This window comes from Rhodococcus sp. IC4_135 (genome assembly GCF_011602025.1).
Classification (GTDB): domain Bacteria; phylum Actinomycetota; class Actinomycetes; order Mycobacteriales; family Mycobacteriaceae; genus Rhodococcus_F; species Rhodococcus_F baikonurensis.
This window is the reverse complement of sequence record NZ_JAAOLG010000016.1, coordinates 19,619-34,323: the sequence shown is the minus strand read 5'-3', so window position 1 is coordinate 34,323 and position 14,705 is coordinate 19,619. Positions and strand designations below refer to the sequence as shown.

General features: G+C 58.2%; 11 protein-coding genes. 10 read left to right on the top strand and 1 reads right to left on the bottom strand.

The genetic code is table 11. From position 1 onward, the window contains the following. Window positions 1-10 precede the first annotated feature (10 nt). Complete coding sequence (locus G8767_RS23875) at window positions 11-1,480, bottom strand: hypothetical protein (RefSeq protein ID WP_206029711.1); 1,470 nt, start codon at window positions 1,478-1,480, stop codon at window positions 11-13. Between the two features lie 874 nt (window positions 1,481-2,354). Here G8767_RS23875 and G8767_RS23870 point away from each other — a divergent pair. The 10 genes from G8767_RS23870 (at window position 2,355) to G8767_RS23820 (ending at window position 14,151) form a co-directional block, all read left to right on the top strand. Beyond that, window positions 2,355-3,875: a sugar transferase gene (locus tag G8767_RS23870; RefSeq protein WP_166812213.1), complete on the top strand. Its 1,521-nt coding sequence runs from the start codon at window positions 2,355-2,357 to the stop codon at window positions 3,873-3,875. Window positions 3,876-4,020: 145 nt separating this feature from the next. Beyond that, window positions 4,021-5,118: a glycosyltransferase gene (locus tag G8767_RS23865; protein ID WP_166812315.1), complete on the top strand. Its 1,098-nt coding sequence runs from the start codon at window positions 4,021-4,023 to the stop codon at window positions 5,116-5,118. Continuing rightward, window positions 5,099-6,241 (top strand): polysaccharide pyruvyl transferase family protein, encoded by a 1,143-nt coding sequence (locus tag G8767_RS23860; RefSeq protein ID WP_166812211.1) that lies wholly within the window; start codon window positions 5,099-5,101, stop codon window positions 6,239-6,241. Before G8767_RS23865 ends, G8767_RS23860 begins: the two co-directional genes overlap by 20 nt. Window positions 6,242-6,618: 377 nt before the next feature. Next, the gene (locus G8767_RS23850; RefSeq protein ID WP_166812209.1) at window positions 6,619-7,668 is read left to right on the top strand and encodes a glycosyltransferase; all 1,050 of its coding nucleotides are present in this window, start codon (window positions 6,619-6,621) and stop codon (window positions 7,666-7,668) included. Beyond that, the gene (locus G8767_RS23845; RefSeq protein ID WP_166812207.1) at window positions 7,665-8,456 is read left to right on the top strand and encodes a glycosyltransferase; all 792 of its coding nucleotides are present in this window, start codon (window positions 7,665-7,667) and stop codon (window positions 8,454-8,456) included. The genes G8767_RS23850 and G8767_RS23845 overlap by 4 nt, the downstream gene beginning before the upstream one ends. Then, complete coding sequence (locus tag G8767_RS23840; protein WP_095971929.1) at window positions 8,446-9,372, top strand: glycosyltransferase family 2 protein; 927 nt, start codon at window positions 8,446-8,448, stop codon at window positions 9,370-9,372. The genes G8767_RS23845 and G8767_RS23840 overlap by 11 nt, the downstream gene beginning before the upstream one ends. A gap of 5 nt (window positions 9,373-9,377) precedes the next feature. Further along, on the top strand, window positions 9,378-10,712 hold the full coding sequence (locus tag G8767_RS23835) for a polysaccharide biosynthesis protein (protein WP_260395490.1): 1,335 nt from the start codon (window positions 9,378-9,380) through the stop codon (window positions 10,710-10,712). A 64-nt stretch (window positions 10,713-10,776) separates the two neighbouring features. Next, on the top strand, window positions 10,777-11,808 hold the full coding sequence (gmd, locus tag G8767_RS23830) for a GDP-mannose 4,6-dehydratase (RefSeq protein WP_019747432.1): 1,032 nt from the start codon (window positions 10,777-10,779) through the stop codon (window positions 11,806-11,808). Next, window positions 11,805-12,773 carry a GDP-L-fucose synthase gene (locus tag G8767_RS23825; protein ID WP_166812205.1) on the top strand — a complete coding sequence of 323 codons (969 nt, stop codon included), beginning with the start codon at window positions 11,805-11,807 and terminating at the stop codon, window positions 12,771-12,773. The genes gmd and G8767_RS23825 overlap by 4 nt, the downstream gene beginning before the upstream one ends. A 52-nt stretch (window positions 12,774-12,825) precedes the next feature. Further along, complete coding sequence (locus tag G8767_RS23820; RefSeq protein WP_166812203.1) at window positions 12,826-14,151, top strand: UDP-glucose/GDP-mannose dehydrogenase family protein; 1,326 nt, start codon at window positions 12,826-12,828, stop codon at window positions 14,149-14,151. The last annotated feature ends 554 nt before the right edge of the window (window positions 14,152-14,705 follow it).

The following is a 14,705-nucleotide window of genomic DNA, read 5'->3' as shown; positions in this document are numbered from 1 at the left end:
CGGTTTTCGTTCACCACGTCTGAGCCTCCACGAGTAGTCGAGCGAGCGCTTCGAGCATGTCCAGATCCTTGTACTCGGATTCGGTGTCTTCGGTCGAGGTTTCACCACGAAGCAGGACGGCGAGCGTATTGCTACCGTTGGACGCCATCGACGGCTTCGGTTCGGGGAAGTAGGCATCGGGTTCGTGATTGTCGACGCTGATCAGGCTGACTCGCTGCGCGGCTCCGTCGCCCCGCGTCCAGACGAAATTGAGATTGCTCCATGTGAGAAGGAGAGCGTCGTCGACGATCGTGTACATCTCGGCGACGATCCCGCGTGGTAACTCCACCGTGACCGTCGGGCTGACTCTCGCATTCTCCAGGTCGTATGTGGTCTTGCTGGGATACACGGCGAGCGTGGATGGCCGACGGACCTGGACGACGTCAATCTGTACCGTGCGAGGCCGCATCTGTGAGTCCCAGGCAGGATTCGGGGTGTCGGCCCGAATGGTCTGACGGCTCAGTTCGGAGGTGCTGCCGAAGTAGCGACGGGGCCAGTCGTATTCGGATGCTGCAATCTGATGCCAGCCCAGTGGAACGACAAGTCGAGGATCGGCAGTAGCCGGGGGCGGACCGACGTTAACGGTCAGGCTTGTCGGTGGCAGCGGTGTGAAGAACATCAGCACGGCGGCGGCAAATACCGCGAGGATGGTCCAGTTGCTCGTGGCTGTCGAGGGCTTTCGGAGTGGTCGGTCGAACGGCTTGAGCGACTTTCCCCGGCGTTCGTACAGATAGAAGGCGGCACCGACGACAATTGCGGTACCGAGCGCCGGAAACAACTGCACGACGAAAAGCGGAGCAGTGGGGTACTTCTGAATCGTGATGTAGAGGACCACCACGCCGAGTACCGTTGCGGCGACGAACGCGATCGCCCCTCGCCTCCACGTGCTGCTGACGGCGATCGTGGTCGCGGCAGACGCGACCAGCACCATGAGGACGCTGTAGTCGAAACGGGTCCCGCCCATTTCGGTCGCGATGGCTCGGTAATGCAGGGGCGCCAGGATGATCGGGACCACCCAGATCGCCCAGTACCGATTGACCGGACGGAGCCCGAACATCAGAACCGCTGCGCTCCAAACGAATATCCAGGCTGCGATCACGTCGATATGCATCAATTCGTACGTCTCGGCAAAGCGAGGTAGCAGGAGTGCCTGGAGTCCCAACGCGACGAAGAGACCGATGCAACCGACTATCTTGTCCGTCTCGCGATCGTGAATAGGAAGTTCCGGACCGCGCCTCAAGTCTGTTCCGACGGCCGCAACAAGGCACAACAGCGGTAGGGCGAAGACATAGCCGATGGCTGTGCCGCTGGCCGTGCTCTGCCATAGCTTGGTCCAGGTAGGCCAGAAGGCAAAGATCGTGGCGAGCACTATCATCAACCATCGCACGGCGAGTCGAGGAAAGATCCCGGACTCGGAGCGGATCTCACGAATCTTCAACATTTTCAGTTCCATTCGCTTGTACCCGATATGTCTACGTGCGATTCGAGGCTGCGCACTCGCTGGAGACTGCCGATCACCGCCCTCGGTTCGGCGCCACGTGCTGACATTACTTGATCAAGACATAACGCCCACGACGCGTCGAGGACCCGCCCCCGAGCGGTTCGGCCCTCGCGCTTTCATGTTTTACATCTCACATAGTGGGAAGCATGAAATCTTTTTTTCGACGCTTCGCGAAGGGCTTGGTCATCCGTGTGGCATTGCGAGATTTTCGATCTGCCGAATTACTGGACGTCGAAGGCTAATTCACCTTCGGATTGCAGAAAGTTCAATCAGGTCGAGCCGATTCGACCTTCGGGGACATAGGTCCCCGGAATGCAGGGACGGTTCTCGATTGTGTTGTTTCGGGTCCAGTTACCCAAGCGAAAGAACTGTGGACTGCACTGACTAGGAATGTCCGCTTTGTGAGCTATTGCGATCGTTGGGACCTAAGGCCTGAGTGATTTCTCGAATCAGCCGGATAGCTGAGTTATAGCTACCGGTTGGTAACTGGGGCGAGAATGATGGACTGACATCGCGGTCACCGAATATGAACAATTGTCCAGGAGCCTTCGGGTGTCTGAGTCGAGACGAGATTGCTGCTTAGAGTCTTGACCTGCAACATTATTCGAATTGAACTCGGGCCTTCGAGATGTTCTCATAGTATCCACACGGCACGTGCAACACCCCCGGATTATCAAGTTGCAATGTTGCCGACACCTAAGCGGAACATTTGCTCTACTCCATATTTTTGGTGTGTCTGCAGCTTTTGGATGCAAACCGGAAATTCCGAAGAACGGTCGGGGCCTGGCGGCTCGCAAACGGGAAGGTTGGTCAGATGTCGGCATTGGACATGCCCATGGCGCCGTCGCTCGGGTATCAGCGTCCGCGCATCGTGCCGGACTCCCGTGCGGAGTTTTCCTCGCGTGCTGCGTGGCAGCAGCGTTACATACGCGCTCTGACAGTGACGGATTCGCTGATTGTCATCGGGGCGGTGTCGGCTGCTCAGTGGCTTCGATTCGGCGCCGCGCCGACTGCCGTCGACGCCCGTGAGCTCGGGCAGTTCAGCTACACCGGATTGTCCGTCGGTGTCGTGGTCGCATGGCTGGCGACGTTGCAGATATTCCGGACGAGATCCGCGAGTGTGATCGGGAGCGGTCCGGAAGAGTATCGGCGAATCCTCGTGTCCGCGATGAGATTGTTCGGGGTCATCGCGATCGTGAGCCTTCTGCTTCGACTCGACATCGCCCGGCTGTACCTCGCTTTCGCATTTCCCGTCGGGCTTCTCGCACTACTTGTCAGCCGCTGGCTGTGGCGCGGGGTGATCGTACGACGTCGTACGCGCGGAGAGTGCCTCACATCTGTACTGGTGGTGGGCAGCAAGGACGCCGGCGCTGAACTGGCACGAAACTTCGAGCGAGGCAGTGCTGACGGTTTCCGCGTGGTCGGAGTGTGTGTGCCAGGGTTCCTTCGGCGCGCAGACGAATCCATTGCGGTCGACGGACGTGACATACCGCTTCTCGGCGGTGAGACGTCGGTTGTCGAAGCATTGGAACTGGTCGGCGCAGACACCGTTGCCGTGACGGCAACCGAGCATCTCGGCTCGGACGGTATCCGCGCGCTTGCCTGGGATCTGGAATCGCGGGACGTGGACCTGGTCGTTGCGCCCAGCATCGTCGATGTGTCGGGCCCACGATTGTCGATGCGCCCGGTAGCAGGTCAGCCTCTGATTCGCGTCGAGCGACCGAAATATCATGGTGCGCAACGCTTTGCGAAATCATCGTTCGATGTGATCTTTGCGTCGCTGATCTTGGTCGCGATCGCACCTGTTCTTCTGGTGGCGGCGATGGCGGTCAAGATCTCGAGTCCGGGACCGGTGTTGTACCGAGCAGAGCGAATGGGACTGGACGGCAAACCGTTCCCGATGCTCAAGTTCCGTTCGATGGTCCAGAATGCGGACTCGCAGGTGTCGTCGTTGATGGCCCAGAACGACGGCGCCGGTGTGCTCTTCAAGATGCGCAACGACCCGCGCGTTACACCGGTCGGGCGCTTCCTGCGCAGATACTCGATCGATGAACTGCCTCAGTTCGTGAACGTTCTTCGTCGCGAGATGAGCGTTGTGGGCCCCAGGCCGCCGCTGCGTCGCGAGGTCGAGGCATACGACGGAACAGTCAGTCGCAGACTTCTCGTCAAGCCAGGCATCACAGGGTTGTGGCAGGTCAGCGGACGATCGGATCTTTCCTGGGAAGAGACTGTACGACTTGATCTTTCGTACGTCGACAACTGGTCGCTCATGGGGGATGTCTTGATCGTCGGCAAAACACTGAAAGCGGTATTGGCCAGTGACGGCGCATATTGAGATGTGAATGCCCGCGGCAGGTGAGCAGTCGATCGAATCTAGTGGAAAGACGCAGCTCGCCTTGGTCTTTCGTATGTCGACGACTGGTTGATGACGAGCGACATCATGATCGTCGCGAAGACGCTCGAGTCGGTGTTGGGAAGTGATGGAGCAAATTGACCAGGAGAAGTTTGTGTCGGAACCGCCAAAGTTGAAGTCTTTGCTCGTCGTGGCACCCTGGTTGGAAGGTGGGGGTGCACAAAAGTCACTGTGCGGATTGCTACGCGGCCTTGCCGACACACATACGACCGTCGTCACTTTGTTTGCAGGCTGCCGAGACTTCAACGAGGTTTCCGACCTTGCCGACGAGTTCGTCATGCTCGACTATCCAAGGAGTCCTCGCGGACTGGTCGGAGCCAGTCGTGCAATAACAACACATCTTCAGCGTTCGGATGTGGTCTATTCACTGATGAGGGGCAGCCATGTCGCACTCGGCGTCGCGAGTGTCTTCAAACGCCTTCCGAGTGAGCTGATTGCGACCTTCCATCAGTTGCCGAGTGCGGATGAAACTGGCGTTGTCTCCCTGATCGAGAACGTGCTCGTTCGTAATGCACTTCGGAACGCAAAGCTGATCACTGCGCCTTCGGAATTAGCCCTGAGTCAGATTCGCCAACGACGTTACGGACCGCATGCTCGCCTTGTATACGAGCCGAACTTGATCCGAGTTGACTCGAGAGAAACCACTCGTCGTGAACGTGCGGGGGCACCCCTACGGCTCTTGGCTTGTGGTCGTCTATCCAAGCAGAAGGGTTTCGATCGAATTCCCGAACTTCTGTCAGATATCGAGTTTCCTTGTGAAGTAAAAATCTTGGGATCAGGGCCGGAAGAGGAAGATCTGAAACGGCGGTTCGACGATGCGAAGCCTTCTGCGCATACGGTGGAACTAGTCGGACGCGTCGATGATGTTGTGCCCTACCTGGATTGGTCAGATGCGGCATTCATGCCCAGTCGAAACGAACTCAATCCTGTGTTCGTATGGGAGGCGTGGGCACGCGGCCGGCCGGTTGTTGCCACCGATCTACCTGCATTCGAGGATCTGCGTACCTCCGGGCCAGTGCTCACATTTACCGGCGCGGCCAGCCTGCGGTCCGCCCTCGGCATCGTATCGAGTGACGGGTACCGAGATTCTGCCTATTCAATGGGTTTGCAGGCGTCCCGCACCATGACGACCAGGAGTGAGATCGTTGCCCGAATACAATCGTGACCGCCCGCGCATCCTGGTCATTCATGCATACAGTGCTCAAAACTCTGGCGACCGGTTGCTGGTGGAGGAAACACTCGAATTGCTGAGATCGGTGTGGCCGGACTCTGTCGTCGACGTGATTGCCACTGATGCAGAATCATTCCGCCACCATCCGATGGCGAATCATGTCAAGTTCCATCAGTGGACATCGGCATGGATTCCGAACCCGAAAAAGAAGGCGTCCGTACGCGTTTCCATGCTGGCCAGTTCACTCACCGGCGGGCCGGCATCTGTCAAGATGCTGTTCGAGCAAGCAGATTTGGTTGTCGCTGTCGGGGGCGGATACCTACGAGGTTCGTCTGTTTCTGAAGCCCTGAAAACTGCAGGGGCGCATTTCGGTCAACTCGATCTTGCCGCACGAAGTCGTGCGCGCAAGATCTATCTCCCGCAGAGTATCGGCCCGTTCCCGAGCCTTCTCCGTCGCCGTATCGCAGGTTCGCTGAAGGCGATGGACCAGGTGCTCGTTCGAGACGATCGATCACACGAATTGTTCGCCGACCTCGGCAATGTCGAACGAATCTCGGATCTGGCGGTTCTCAAGATGGCGGAGGTCCGTGCACCTCGCGATATCGAGATCACGCATGGCCCGGTAGTCGTGGCCCGTGAGCTCTCCCGCCCTGGATCCTACGAGAACACTTTGTCCGACTTGGCTCGGTCAGATCATGTCGTATGGGCGATTCAGTCCACAGGTGGCGGAAACAATGACACGCCCCTCACCGCCAAATACTCTCCGGAAACCCCAAAGCCATTGCAGCACTATCTGGAAAGCGCGGAGAATCGCGTTGTTGTCAGTACACGCCTCCACGGATCGTTGTCTGCATTGCTCGCTGGAAAGCCGAGTGTGCACCTAGGCTACGAACGAAAATCATGGGGAGCTTTTCATGATCTAGGGCTGGAACAATACGTTCTCGATGCCCGACGGACTTCGGCAACGCGCGTTCTCGACGCGGTGGAATCGATTCGAGACGATCCAGCCACTTACTGGAGTCTGATCGATTCACGCATCGAGGCCGTCGCGTCCCAGCGGGAACGCCTGCTCGACTCCCTGGCTGTGCCATGCCAGTCGCCGACGGTCGGCCAATGACATGAATCTCTCGATCCTGTTGTTTGCCAGTGTTTTTCTCTTGCTGATCGCACGTGCAAATGTGGTTACGGTGTTGCAAACCCGACCTCAAACCTCGACAAATGGTCGCTGCGATCTGGGCGCTGCTGACCACGGACGACGAAGATCGATACTTGGCATCGGCGCTTATCGTGACCACGGCTGCTTGGGTTTCCCGGAGGCGCCGATCCAACCCTATCGAACCGGTCTGCTTCCGTTCTTGTGCCCTCTCTCCTCCTTCTCTTGTGCTCCTCAGGCATGCGGAAACGATCATTTGATACTTCGGAGACGGAAGACGTTGAGATGAAAACGATTCGAGATGCACCGGTTGGTGCCGGTCCGACGAGAGATGGTGCGCGATGAAAGTTCTGCATGTCACGGAAGCACTCGGAGGGGGTGTAAGCACCGCGATCTTGAATTATCAGGCGTTGACCCCGGAAATGCATCACTGCGTGATCGCTCGCGAACGGGTCGGGCAGAGCACGTACAATTTTCCCTCCGAACTCAGCGTGACATTGGTACCTGGAAGTTTGGCCGCACTGTTACTGTCCGCGATTCGTATGGTGCGCCGAGGAGATTTCGATATTCTGCACCTGCATTCCAGCCTTGCCGGTCTCGCCCGGATCATCCCAGGACACCGGGCTGGGATCGTATACACCCCACACTGCTATGCGTTCGAGCGCACCGACGTCAGCCCTCTCGCGCGGGTACTCTACAAGTCTGTTGAGCGTGGGCTACTTTCGATTCGGCGCCAGTGCGTTGTCGCGGTGAGTGGACGAGAAGCCGAGTTGACTACGGAGTTGTCGAACTCCTCCACCTCGATCGTGGTCGGCAACGTATCACCGACCGATCACGGCGGGTATTTGCGCGCAAGCAGCCATGGGGCAACGGAAACATCGGCTGAAAGAAGCCGAGTAGTGATGGTGGGAAGAATATTTCCCCAAAAAGATCCCCAATTGTTCGCCGATATTGCATCAAGGCTGTCGAGCAGGTTCGAGTTCGTGTGGGTAGGAGATGGTGAAGCCGTCTTGAAAGAAAGTCTCGTGGAATCAGGGGTTCGGGTGACGGGCTGGATTCCAGCTGAACAGGTGCTGGATGAAGTGCGCGCCAGTTCGCTGTATCTCCATACTGCAGCCTGGGAGGGCGCTCCGATATCCGCGGCGGAGGCTGCCGCTTTAGGTGTCTCCGTAATCAGTCGAGATATCAAAAGTATGGTCTCGCTTGGTTATCCAGTCGCCGGCAATACCGCCGAGTCGCTTTCGACGGCCGTCACACACTATTTCGACTGCCTGGACTACCGAACCGCAATTCAGGCCAAGACACAAAGTTTCAACCGAACTGTCGACGTCGTGAGTGCGCGGACAGCACTCAATGACGCCTATGCACTCGCGAGAGGGGTTTCTCGATGAACTCATCGGTCACCGTCATTACCATCACCAGGAACGATCTATCTGGGCTGGTCCGCACGATCGAGAGTGTCCGGACTCAGAGTGCACGAGGAGTCGAACACATCGTGATCGACGGTGGCTCGACCGATGGGACTGTGGAATACCTTGATTCACTGGGTGATTCGTTGGTGTGGAACACAGGTCTCGACAGCGGTCGTTATGACGCAATGAACATCGGTGCAGAGTTGGCGAGTGGCGAATTGCTGTGGTTCATGCACTCGTCGGACGTATTCCATTCAGGTGACGTTCTGGAACGAGTTTCTCGGGAGTATCAAAGAGGGGACGTCTCTTGGCGGTGGGGTTACGGGCTGAGCAACATTCATGACTCCGGAAGTTCCATCGGAATCGGTGGCCGGATCCCGTTCAGTCTGTCCCGATTCTCGCTGGGTGGAAACATCATTCCCCATCAAGCATGTGTGATCGAGAAGTCTCTGCATGTTGAGATCGGCGGTTACGATACCGAATTCGGGCTCAGTGCCGATCAGCTGTATCTGTTGAAGATGGCAGTCCGATCAGAACCGCGGGTGTGGACCGAGTTCTTCTGTGATTTCGATTCGGCCGGCGCTGGTTCGGTGCGGGGCATGATGGATCACTATCGGGACATGCGGCGATCGCGCGCCCTGACCGGTGTCACAGTCTTCAGGTCGCACTGGCTCGATTATGCAGTGTCCTTGGGAGTTGCGCTTCTTGCAAAAACTGATCGTGTCCAAAGACGAGTACTAGCGGGGGTGACTCCTCGTGTCCGGTGAATCTTCAGAACCCACAACGGAATTGAAGTCGAACTTCGCAGTTGTCATACCAGCTTTCAACGCGGAAGCCACACTTATGGCGTCAATCGAGAGCGCGCACAATGCGGGCGCTTCGGAAGTCATCGTGGTGGACGACGGATCCACAGACGGTACCGCCGCGCTATGTCGCGCCCACGACATCCGTGTCCTGACGCAGCCCAATGCGGGTGCATACCTTGCGAGACGACGGGGGGCCGCGCTTGTCACGGCACCGTACATCGTGTTCCTGGACGCGGATGATCTTCTGGTCACATCCGGCGTTCACGAGTCCTTGCGTATTCTCTCCGCGCAGGCGGACTGCGCAGTCGTCGCTGGACGTGTGATGGCGAGCCTCCCGCGTGGGCGTAGTCGGTTGAACAAACAGTCGTACTCCGAGATCAATACTCGAACCCTGTTGACGCAAGGTTATGGTCCGTTTCCACCGGGAGCGGCGCTGGTTCGGCGTGCCGATTACGAAGCGGCGATCGCGCTCGACGTACCTGAGATCGTCGAGCGTTATGCCGACGACTACGAATTGTTCATTCGGCTATCCGTCGTCGGCCGAATCGTTCAACACAACACTGTGTCCCTCGTGTATTCGATGTACGCAGGGAAATCCATTGGTTCTCCCGAGAAATCGCTGTTGTGCAAGGAGTCGATCAGGGGGCACTACGCGCGACATCTGGGGATCACCGTTCGGCTGATGAGCGCATCGGCGGTTGCCGCAGCTGCGAACGCACGTATGGGACGAGCGTCGTTCGCGCGTGGGTTTTACTTGCGGGGCTGCACGAAGGTAGCAGTTGCCGCGTGCTACAAGGTACTTTCTCGGCTCGATAACAGCGGTCTGAAGCAGTCCACAATCGTGTCTGGTGCGGGAACCTCGGAGGCGCGAGGGTGAACACAGTGGTCAGCTCTTACCTGAGGTCGGCGAAGTCGATCGACCTGGGTGGGACCGGGTTCTTTCGACTGGTAGGTCTGCTGGCCGGAGCTTGTGCGAACTTCGCCGTAATAGCAATTCTGTCTCGTGACTACGGCGTTGAGTACTACGCCTTCTATGCGCTGATGGCGTCCATGTTGAACCTACTTCCCTTCGCGGACTTCGGTATCGGCGCGACCATGGTTAATGCAACAGCAGATTACCGAAGTGGTGCACTCGATCGGATGTCGTTCCAATCCCATTTTCGGCGGGCGAGTCTGGTTACCGTTCTGGTGTCCCTCGCTGTCGCGAGCCTCGCTTTCCTGTTCTACCAGTTGGGGCTGTGGGTGCCGATGCTAGGCGCAGTCGGTGAGATGAGTCATGCGTCAGCGCTGGCCACAGTGGTGATTATATCTGCGGCAGTTGGTATTCCGTTGGGTTTGGGATCCCGCATCCTGCAGGGTTGCGGAAAGATGCGCGTTGTCGTTACCGCAGCGTTGATCGGTCCGATCATTCAACTGATCGTGATAGTGGTCTGTTGGACTACTCACGCGCCGGCCTACCTGTTTGTTCTGGCACCGTGCGCAGGCTACCTCGCCGTCGGATTTCTGACTCTTGCTCTCGCGCTTCGGTCGATTTCCGGCGATGTGGGTTCGTTGGTCGGCTGGAGTCTTACAAGCCCGGTGCGAGTTCGCATGGCTGAAACTGCGGTTCCGTTTTTTCTCATATCGATCGGCATGGTCGTCGGCTTTCAGAGCCATAGGTTGCTGATCTCCACTTTCGGGACGGTGGAAGACGTCGCACAATATTCGGTGGTGGCGCAATTCGCTGGACCGCTACTGGCGATCTTGGGAGTGATGGGTCAGAACTTGTGGTCGAGATATCGCCAACGCTACCGACTCGGGACACTTCGGGTACGCGAATTTTCCCAGCATATAGTGCTTCTCGGCACTGTAGGCGCCGTATTTGCGCTCGCCCTGATCGTCATCAGCTATCCGGGAATACGGTTTGTCTCGGGTGGAAGCCTTGCCGTGCCACTGGCAACCGTTTTGGCCGGAAGTGTTTACATCCTTGTTGTTTCGGTGCATCAACCGGCGGCAATGTTCCTCATGGACCCGCGAGGGCTGTGGTTGCAAGTCCTGTGCGTCTGGCTGAGCGGCCTCGCCGGAATGGCATTGGCAATATCTTTGATTCCTGATCTCGGACCCGCCGCGCTGTACCTGGGGTTATCCGCAGGAATGGTTGTACTCCAGGTCATTCCGTGCATCTGTATTTCGGTGCGGCGAATTTCAAGCATGGAGAAGACGGGCGTGACCGTGTGAATAGATGCCCGAAAATCTCGAAGTCGTACATACACATGGTCGTACATACACATGAAGGAGAGAAATGAAGAAGGCACTGATCACCGGAATTACAGGCCAAGACGGTTCATACCTGGCCGAGCTGTTGTTGAGCAAGGGGTACGAGGTCCACGGACTTATTCGTAGATCGTCCACGTTCAATACAGCTCGAATCGATCACATGTATGTGGATCCCCACACGCCGGATGCAAAACTGTTCCTTCATTACGGCGATCTCAGCGACGGGGCGCGTTTGGTCACTCTTCTCGCACAGATACGCCCGGACGAGGTCTACAACCTCGCAGCGCAGTCCCATGTGCGGGTGAGTTTCGACGAGCCGGAACACACCGGTGACACGACGGGAATCGGGTCGATCAGGTTGCTCGAAGCAGTCCGGATGGCTGGTCTCGAATGCAGGTTCTACCAGGCGTCCAGTTCCGAGATGTTCGGTGCGACACCGCCTCCGCAGGACGAGCAGACTCCCTTCTACCCGCGATCGCCGTACGGTGCGGCGAAGGTGTACTCGTACTGGATCACCAAGAACTACCGCGAGGCGTACGGGATCTTTGCCGTGAACGGAATTCTGTTCAACCACGAATCTCCCCGGCGAGGCGAAACATTCGTCACTCGTAAGATCACGCGAGCGGTGGCACGGATCAAGGCCGGTCTGGAAAGCCATTTGTACATGGGCAATCTCGATGCAATCCGCGACTGGGGCTATGCGCCGGAGTACGTGGAGGGAATGTGGAGAATGCTGCAGGCCGACGAACCGGACGATTACGTGCTCGCGACAGGCGGCAACTACTCGGTCAAGGATTTCCTGACGGTGGCCTTCGAGCACGCCGGCCTGAACTGGGAAGATCACGTGCGCTTCGACGAGCGCTATCTGCGGCCGACGGAAGTAGATGCGTTGATCGGAGATGCCGGTAAGGCGGAGCAGAAGCTCGGCTGGAAGGCGACTGTGCATACCCCTGAGCTGGCTCGAATCATGGTCGATGCGGACATCGAGGCTCTGACGTGTGAGGGCAAGCCCTGGATCGACCGTCCGAACCTGGTGGATTGGGAGCACGCTCGATGACGGGGGAGTACGCGCAGAAGCCCCTCGATCGGAGCGACGCGGTGTACGTCGCGGGTCATCGTGGCCTCGTGGGTTCAGCGATTTGGCGTCGGTTGGAAGCCGACGGTTTCAATCGCCTTGTCGGTCGCACGTCTGCCGAACTAGATCTTCGCGACCGCGGTGCAGTGTTCGAATTCTTCGCTGCTGAGAGGCCGAAGAACGTGGTTCTCGCGGCAGCCAGAGTCGGCGGGATCCTGGCGAACAGCACACTGCCGGTGGACTTCATCTCCGACAACCTTCGCATCCAGGTGAACGTGATGGACGCGGCGGCCGAATTCGACGTAGATCGCCTGCTGTTCCTCGGATCATCGTGCATCTACCCGAAATTCGCTCCTCAACCGATTCGCGAAGAATATCTTCTGACCGGTCATTTGGAACCGACGAACGATGCATATGCCATCGCAAAGATCGCGGGAATCCTGCAGGTACAGGCCGTTCGAAAGCAGTTCGGGTGTCCGTGGATCTCCGCGATGCCGACCAATCTCTACGGCCCGGGTGACAACTTCTCCGCCAAGGGCTCTCATGTGCTGCCGGCCCTCATCAGGCGCTTCGACGACGCGCGCCGTGATGGAGTTGCGTCAGTCGTGAACTGGGGCAGCGGGACGCCGAGACGCGAGTTTCTCCACGTCGACGACATGGCGGATGCCTGCCTTCACTTGCTCGACCACTATGACGGAGCAGAACACGTCAATGTCGGTACGGGCGAGGACCAGAGTATCGCGGAGATCTCCGCGATCGTGGCGGACGAGATCGGGTTCGACGGCGAGATCGAATGGGATCATTCGAAACCTGACGGGACGCCGCGGAAGTTGCTCGACATCGGGAAGCTTCGAGATTTGGGGTGGCAGCCCAGGATTGACCTTCGTGCGGGGATCGCATCGACCGTGGAGTGGTATCGACAGAATGTCGATTCGATCAGGACATGAAGTACTACAGCATTATTCGACGTAAACCCGACTTCGACAGGCAGACATCGTTATGACTTCTCGTATTGCGGTATTCGGCACCGGCTACCTCGGGGCGACACATGCTGCGTGCATGGCCGAGTTGGGCCACGAGGTTCTCGGGGTGGATGTTGATCCGAACAAGCTCGCCATGCTCGAAGCTGGGGAGGTTCCTTTCTACGAACCAGGACTCGAGGAAGTGCTGCGCCGCAACATAGCCGCGGGACGTCTTCGATTCACCGCCTCCTACGAGGAAGCCGCAGAGTTCGCCGACATCCATTTCCTCGGCGTCGGCACGCCGCAGAAGAAGGGGGAGTTCGCGGCCGACATGCGTTTTGTCGATTCGGTGATCGAGACGCTCGCGCCCCTCTTGACCAGGCCGACCGTTATTTTCGGGAAATCAACTGTGCCAGTGGGCACAGCAGAGCGACTGGGTGCGCGGGCACGCGAACTGGCGCCTGCCGGACAAGACGTCGAGGTGGCGTGGAATCCGGAATTTCTCCGGGAAGGCTACGCGGTGAAAGACACGCTTCACCCGGACCGGCTTGTGCTCGGGGTCGACCGCCATCGACCCGGACGTGCGGAATCGGTTGCGCGTGAAGTGTACGAGCAGCTCTTGAACGAAGGTATTCCCTTTGTCGTGACCGACCTTGCGACTTCGGAGTTGGTCAAAGCATCAGCCAATGCATTTCTGGCGACGAAGATCTCGTTCATCAATGCGATCTCGGAGGTCTGTGAGGCGTCGGGTGCAGATGTGACCGTTCTTGCCGATGCCATCGGCCACGACGAGAGAATCGGTAGGCGATTCCTCAACGCCGGAATCGGTTTCGGTGGTGGCTGCCTACCGAAGGACATCCGTGCTTTCATGGCACGTGCGGGTGAGCTGGGAGCAGATCAAGCACTCACCTTCCTACGCGAAGTCGACAATATCAACATGCGTCGCCGTACTCGGATGGTCGAACTGGCTCGAGAAGCGTGTGGTTCGCTGCTAGGAGCCAACGTTGCGGTTCTCGGTGCCGCCTTCAAGCCTGACTCCGACGACGTGCGTGACTCACCTGCGCTGAACGTTGCCGGCCAGATTCAGCTGCAAGGCGCTGCCGTCAATGTCTATGACCCGAAAGCAATGGGAAACTCGAAGGCGTTGTTCCCCACCCTCACTTACACTTCGAGCGCACTTGACGCGTGCGCAGGCGCTGACGTCGTCTTGGTTCTGACCGAGTGGACCGAGTTTCGAAAGCTGTTGCCGTCGGACCTCGAAGCTGTCGTCCGCAAGAAGGTCATCATCGACGGACGTAACTGCCTGGAACCGACCACCTGGCGCGACGCAGGGTGGACCTACCGAGGTCTCGGGAGGCCGTAAACCGGTGAAACCTTCACGGAGGCTGGGTTGTTGTAGGCATCGAGGGGAAGTGGCCGTGCGCCCGGGACCAAAGTCCGTCAGCGAGCGAGCTGTGACCGGGGGAGATGCTGGGATCGCAGCTCGTGCGTCGCATGGTGAGAGGCATGTTGCCTTGTTCGGTTGGTGTGCATCAACTTCCGGCGGCAAGTTACGTAGTTGGTCGACGACGGACGTTGGTCCTACGGCTCGCTATGGTATGTGACCCTTTCGCGGTCGGCGCGGTCGATTGACGATACCGAGGGCGTTCCGAGGCTCCGTTGCGGTGGTGAAAAGACCAATGACGCAGTAGAGTTCAGCCTGGCTGCACGTTGTGTCTGCTCTGCGCGATGTGCGAGTGGACCCGATGTCAGTGTCGCGGGTTTGTCAGTGTCGCGTGTTCGCCGCTTCCCGATCATGTATCGGCCAGGAAGTGAGATGTGTGAGATGCCGTGAAGGCTTCTCCCCCCTGGCTGTTTCGGCAAATACCTCGCGCTGGGACGCAGGGACGCGCGATAGAAGATTGGCTGCCTCGTTCA

Excerpts from the sequence above, each read along its gene's own strand:
- G8767_RS23875 (WP_206029711.1), bottom strand. The coding sequence starts at position 1,480 with ATGTTGAAGATTCGTGAGATCCGCTCCGAGTCCGGGATCTTTCCTCGA.
- G8767_RS23870 (WP_166812213.1), top strand. The coding sequence starts at position 2,355 with ATGTCGGCATTGGACATGCCCATGGCGCCGTCGCTCGGGTATCAGCGT.
- G8767_RS23865 (WP_166812315.1), top strand. The coding sequence starts at position 4,021 with ATGGAGCAAATTGACCAGGAGAAGTTTGTGTCGGAACCGCCAAAGTTG.
- G8767_RS23850 (WP_166812209.1), top strand. The coding sequence starts at position 6,619 with ATGAAAGTTCTGCATGTCACGGAAGCACTCGGAGGGGGTGTAAGCACC.
- G8767_RS23845 (WP_166812207.1), top strand. The coding sequence starts at position 7,665 with ATGAACTCATCGGTCACCGTCATTACCATCACCAGGAACGATCTATCT.
- gmd (WP_019747432.1), top strand. The coding sequence starts at position 10,777 with ATGAAGAAGGCACTGATCACCGGAATTACAGGCCAAGACGGTTCATAC.
- G8767_RS23825 (WP_166812205.1), top strand. The coding sequence starts at position 11,805 with ATGACGGGGGAGTACGCGCAGAAGCCCCTCGATCGGAGCGACGCGGTG.
- G8767_RS23820 (WP_166812203.1), top strand. The coding sequence starts at position 12,826 with ATGACTTCTCGTATTGCGGTATTCGGCACCGGCTACCTCGGGGCGACA.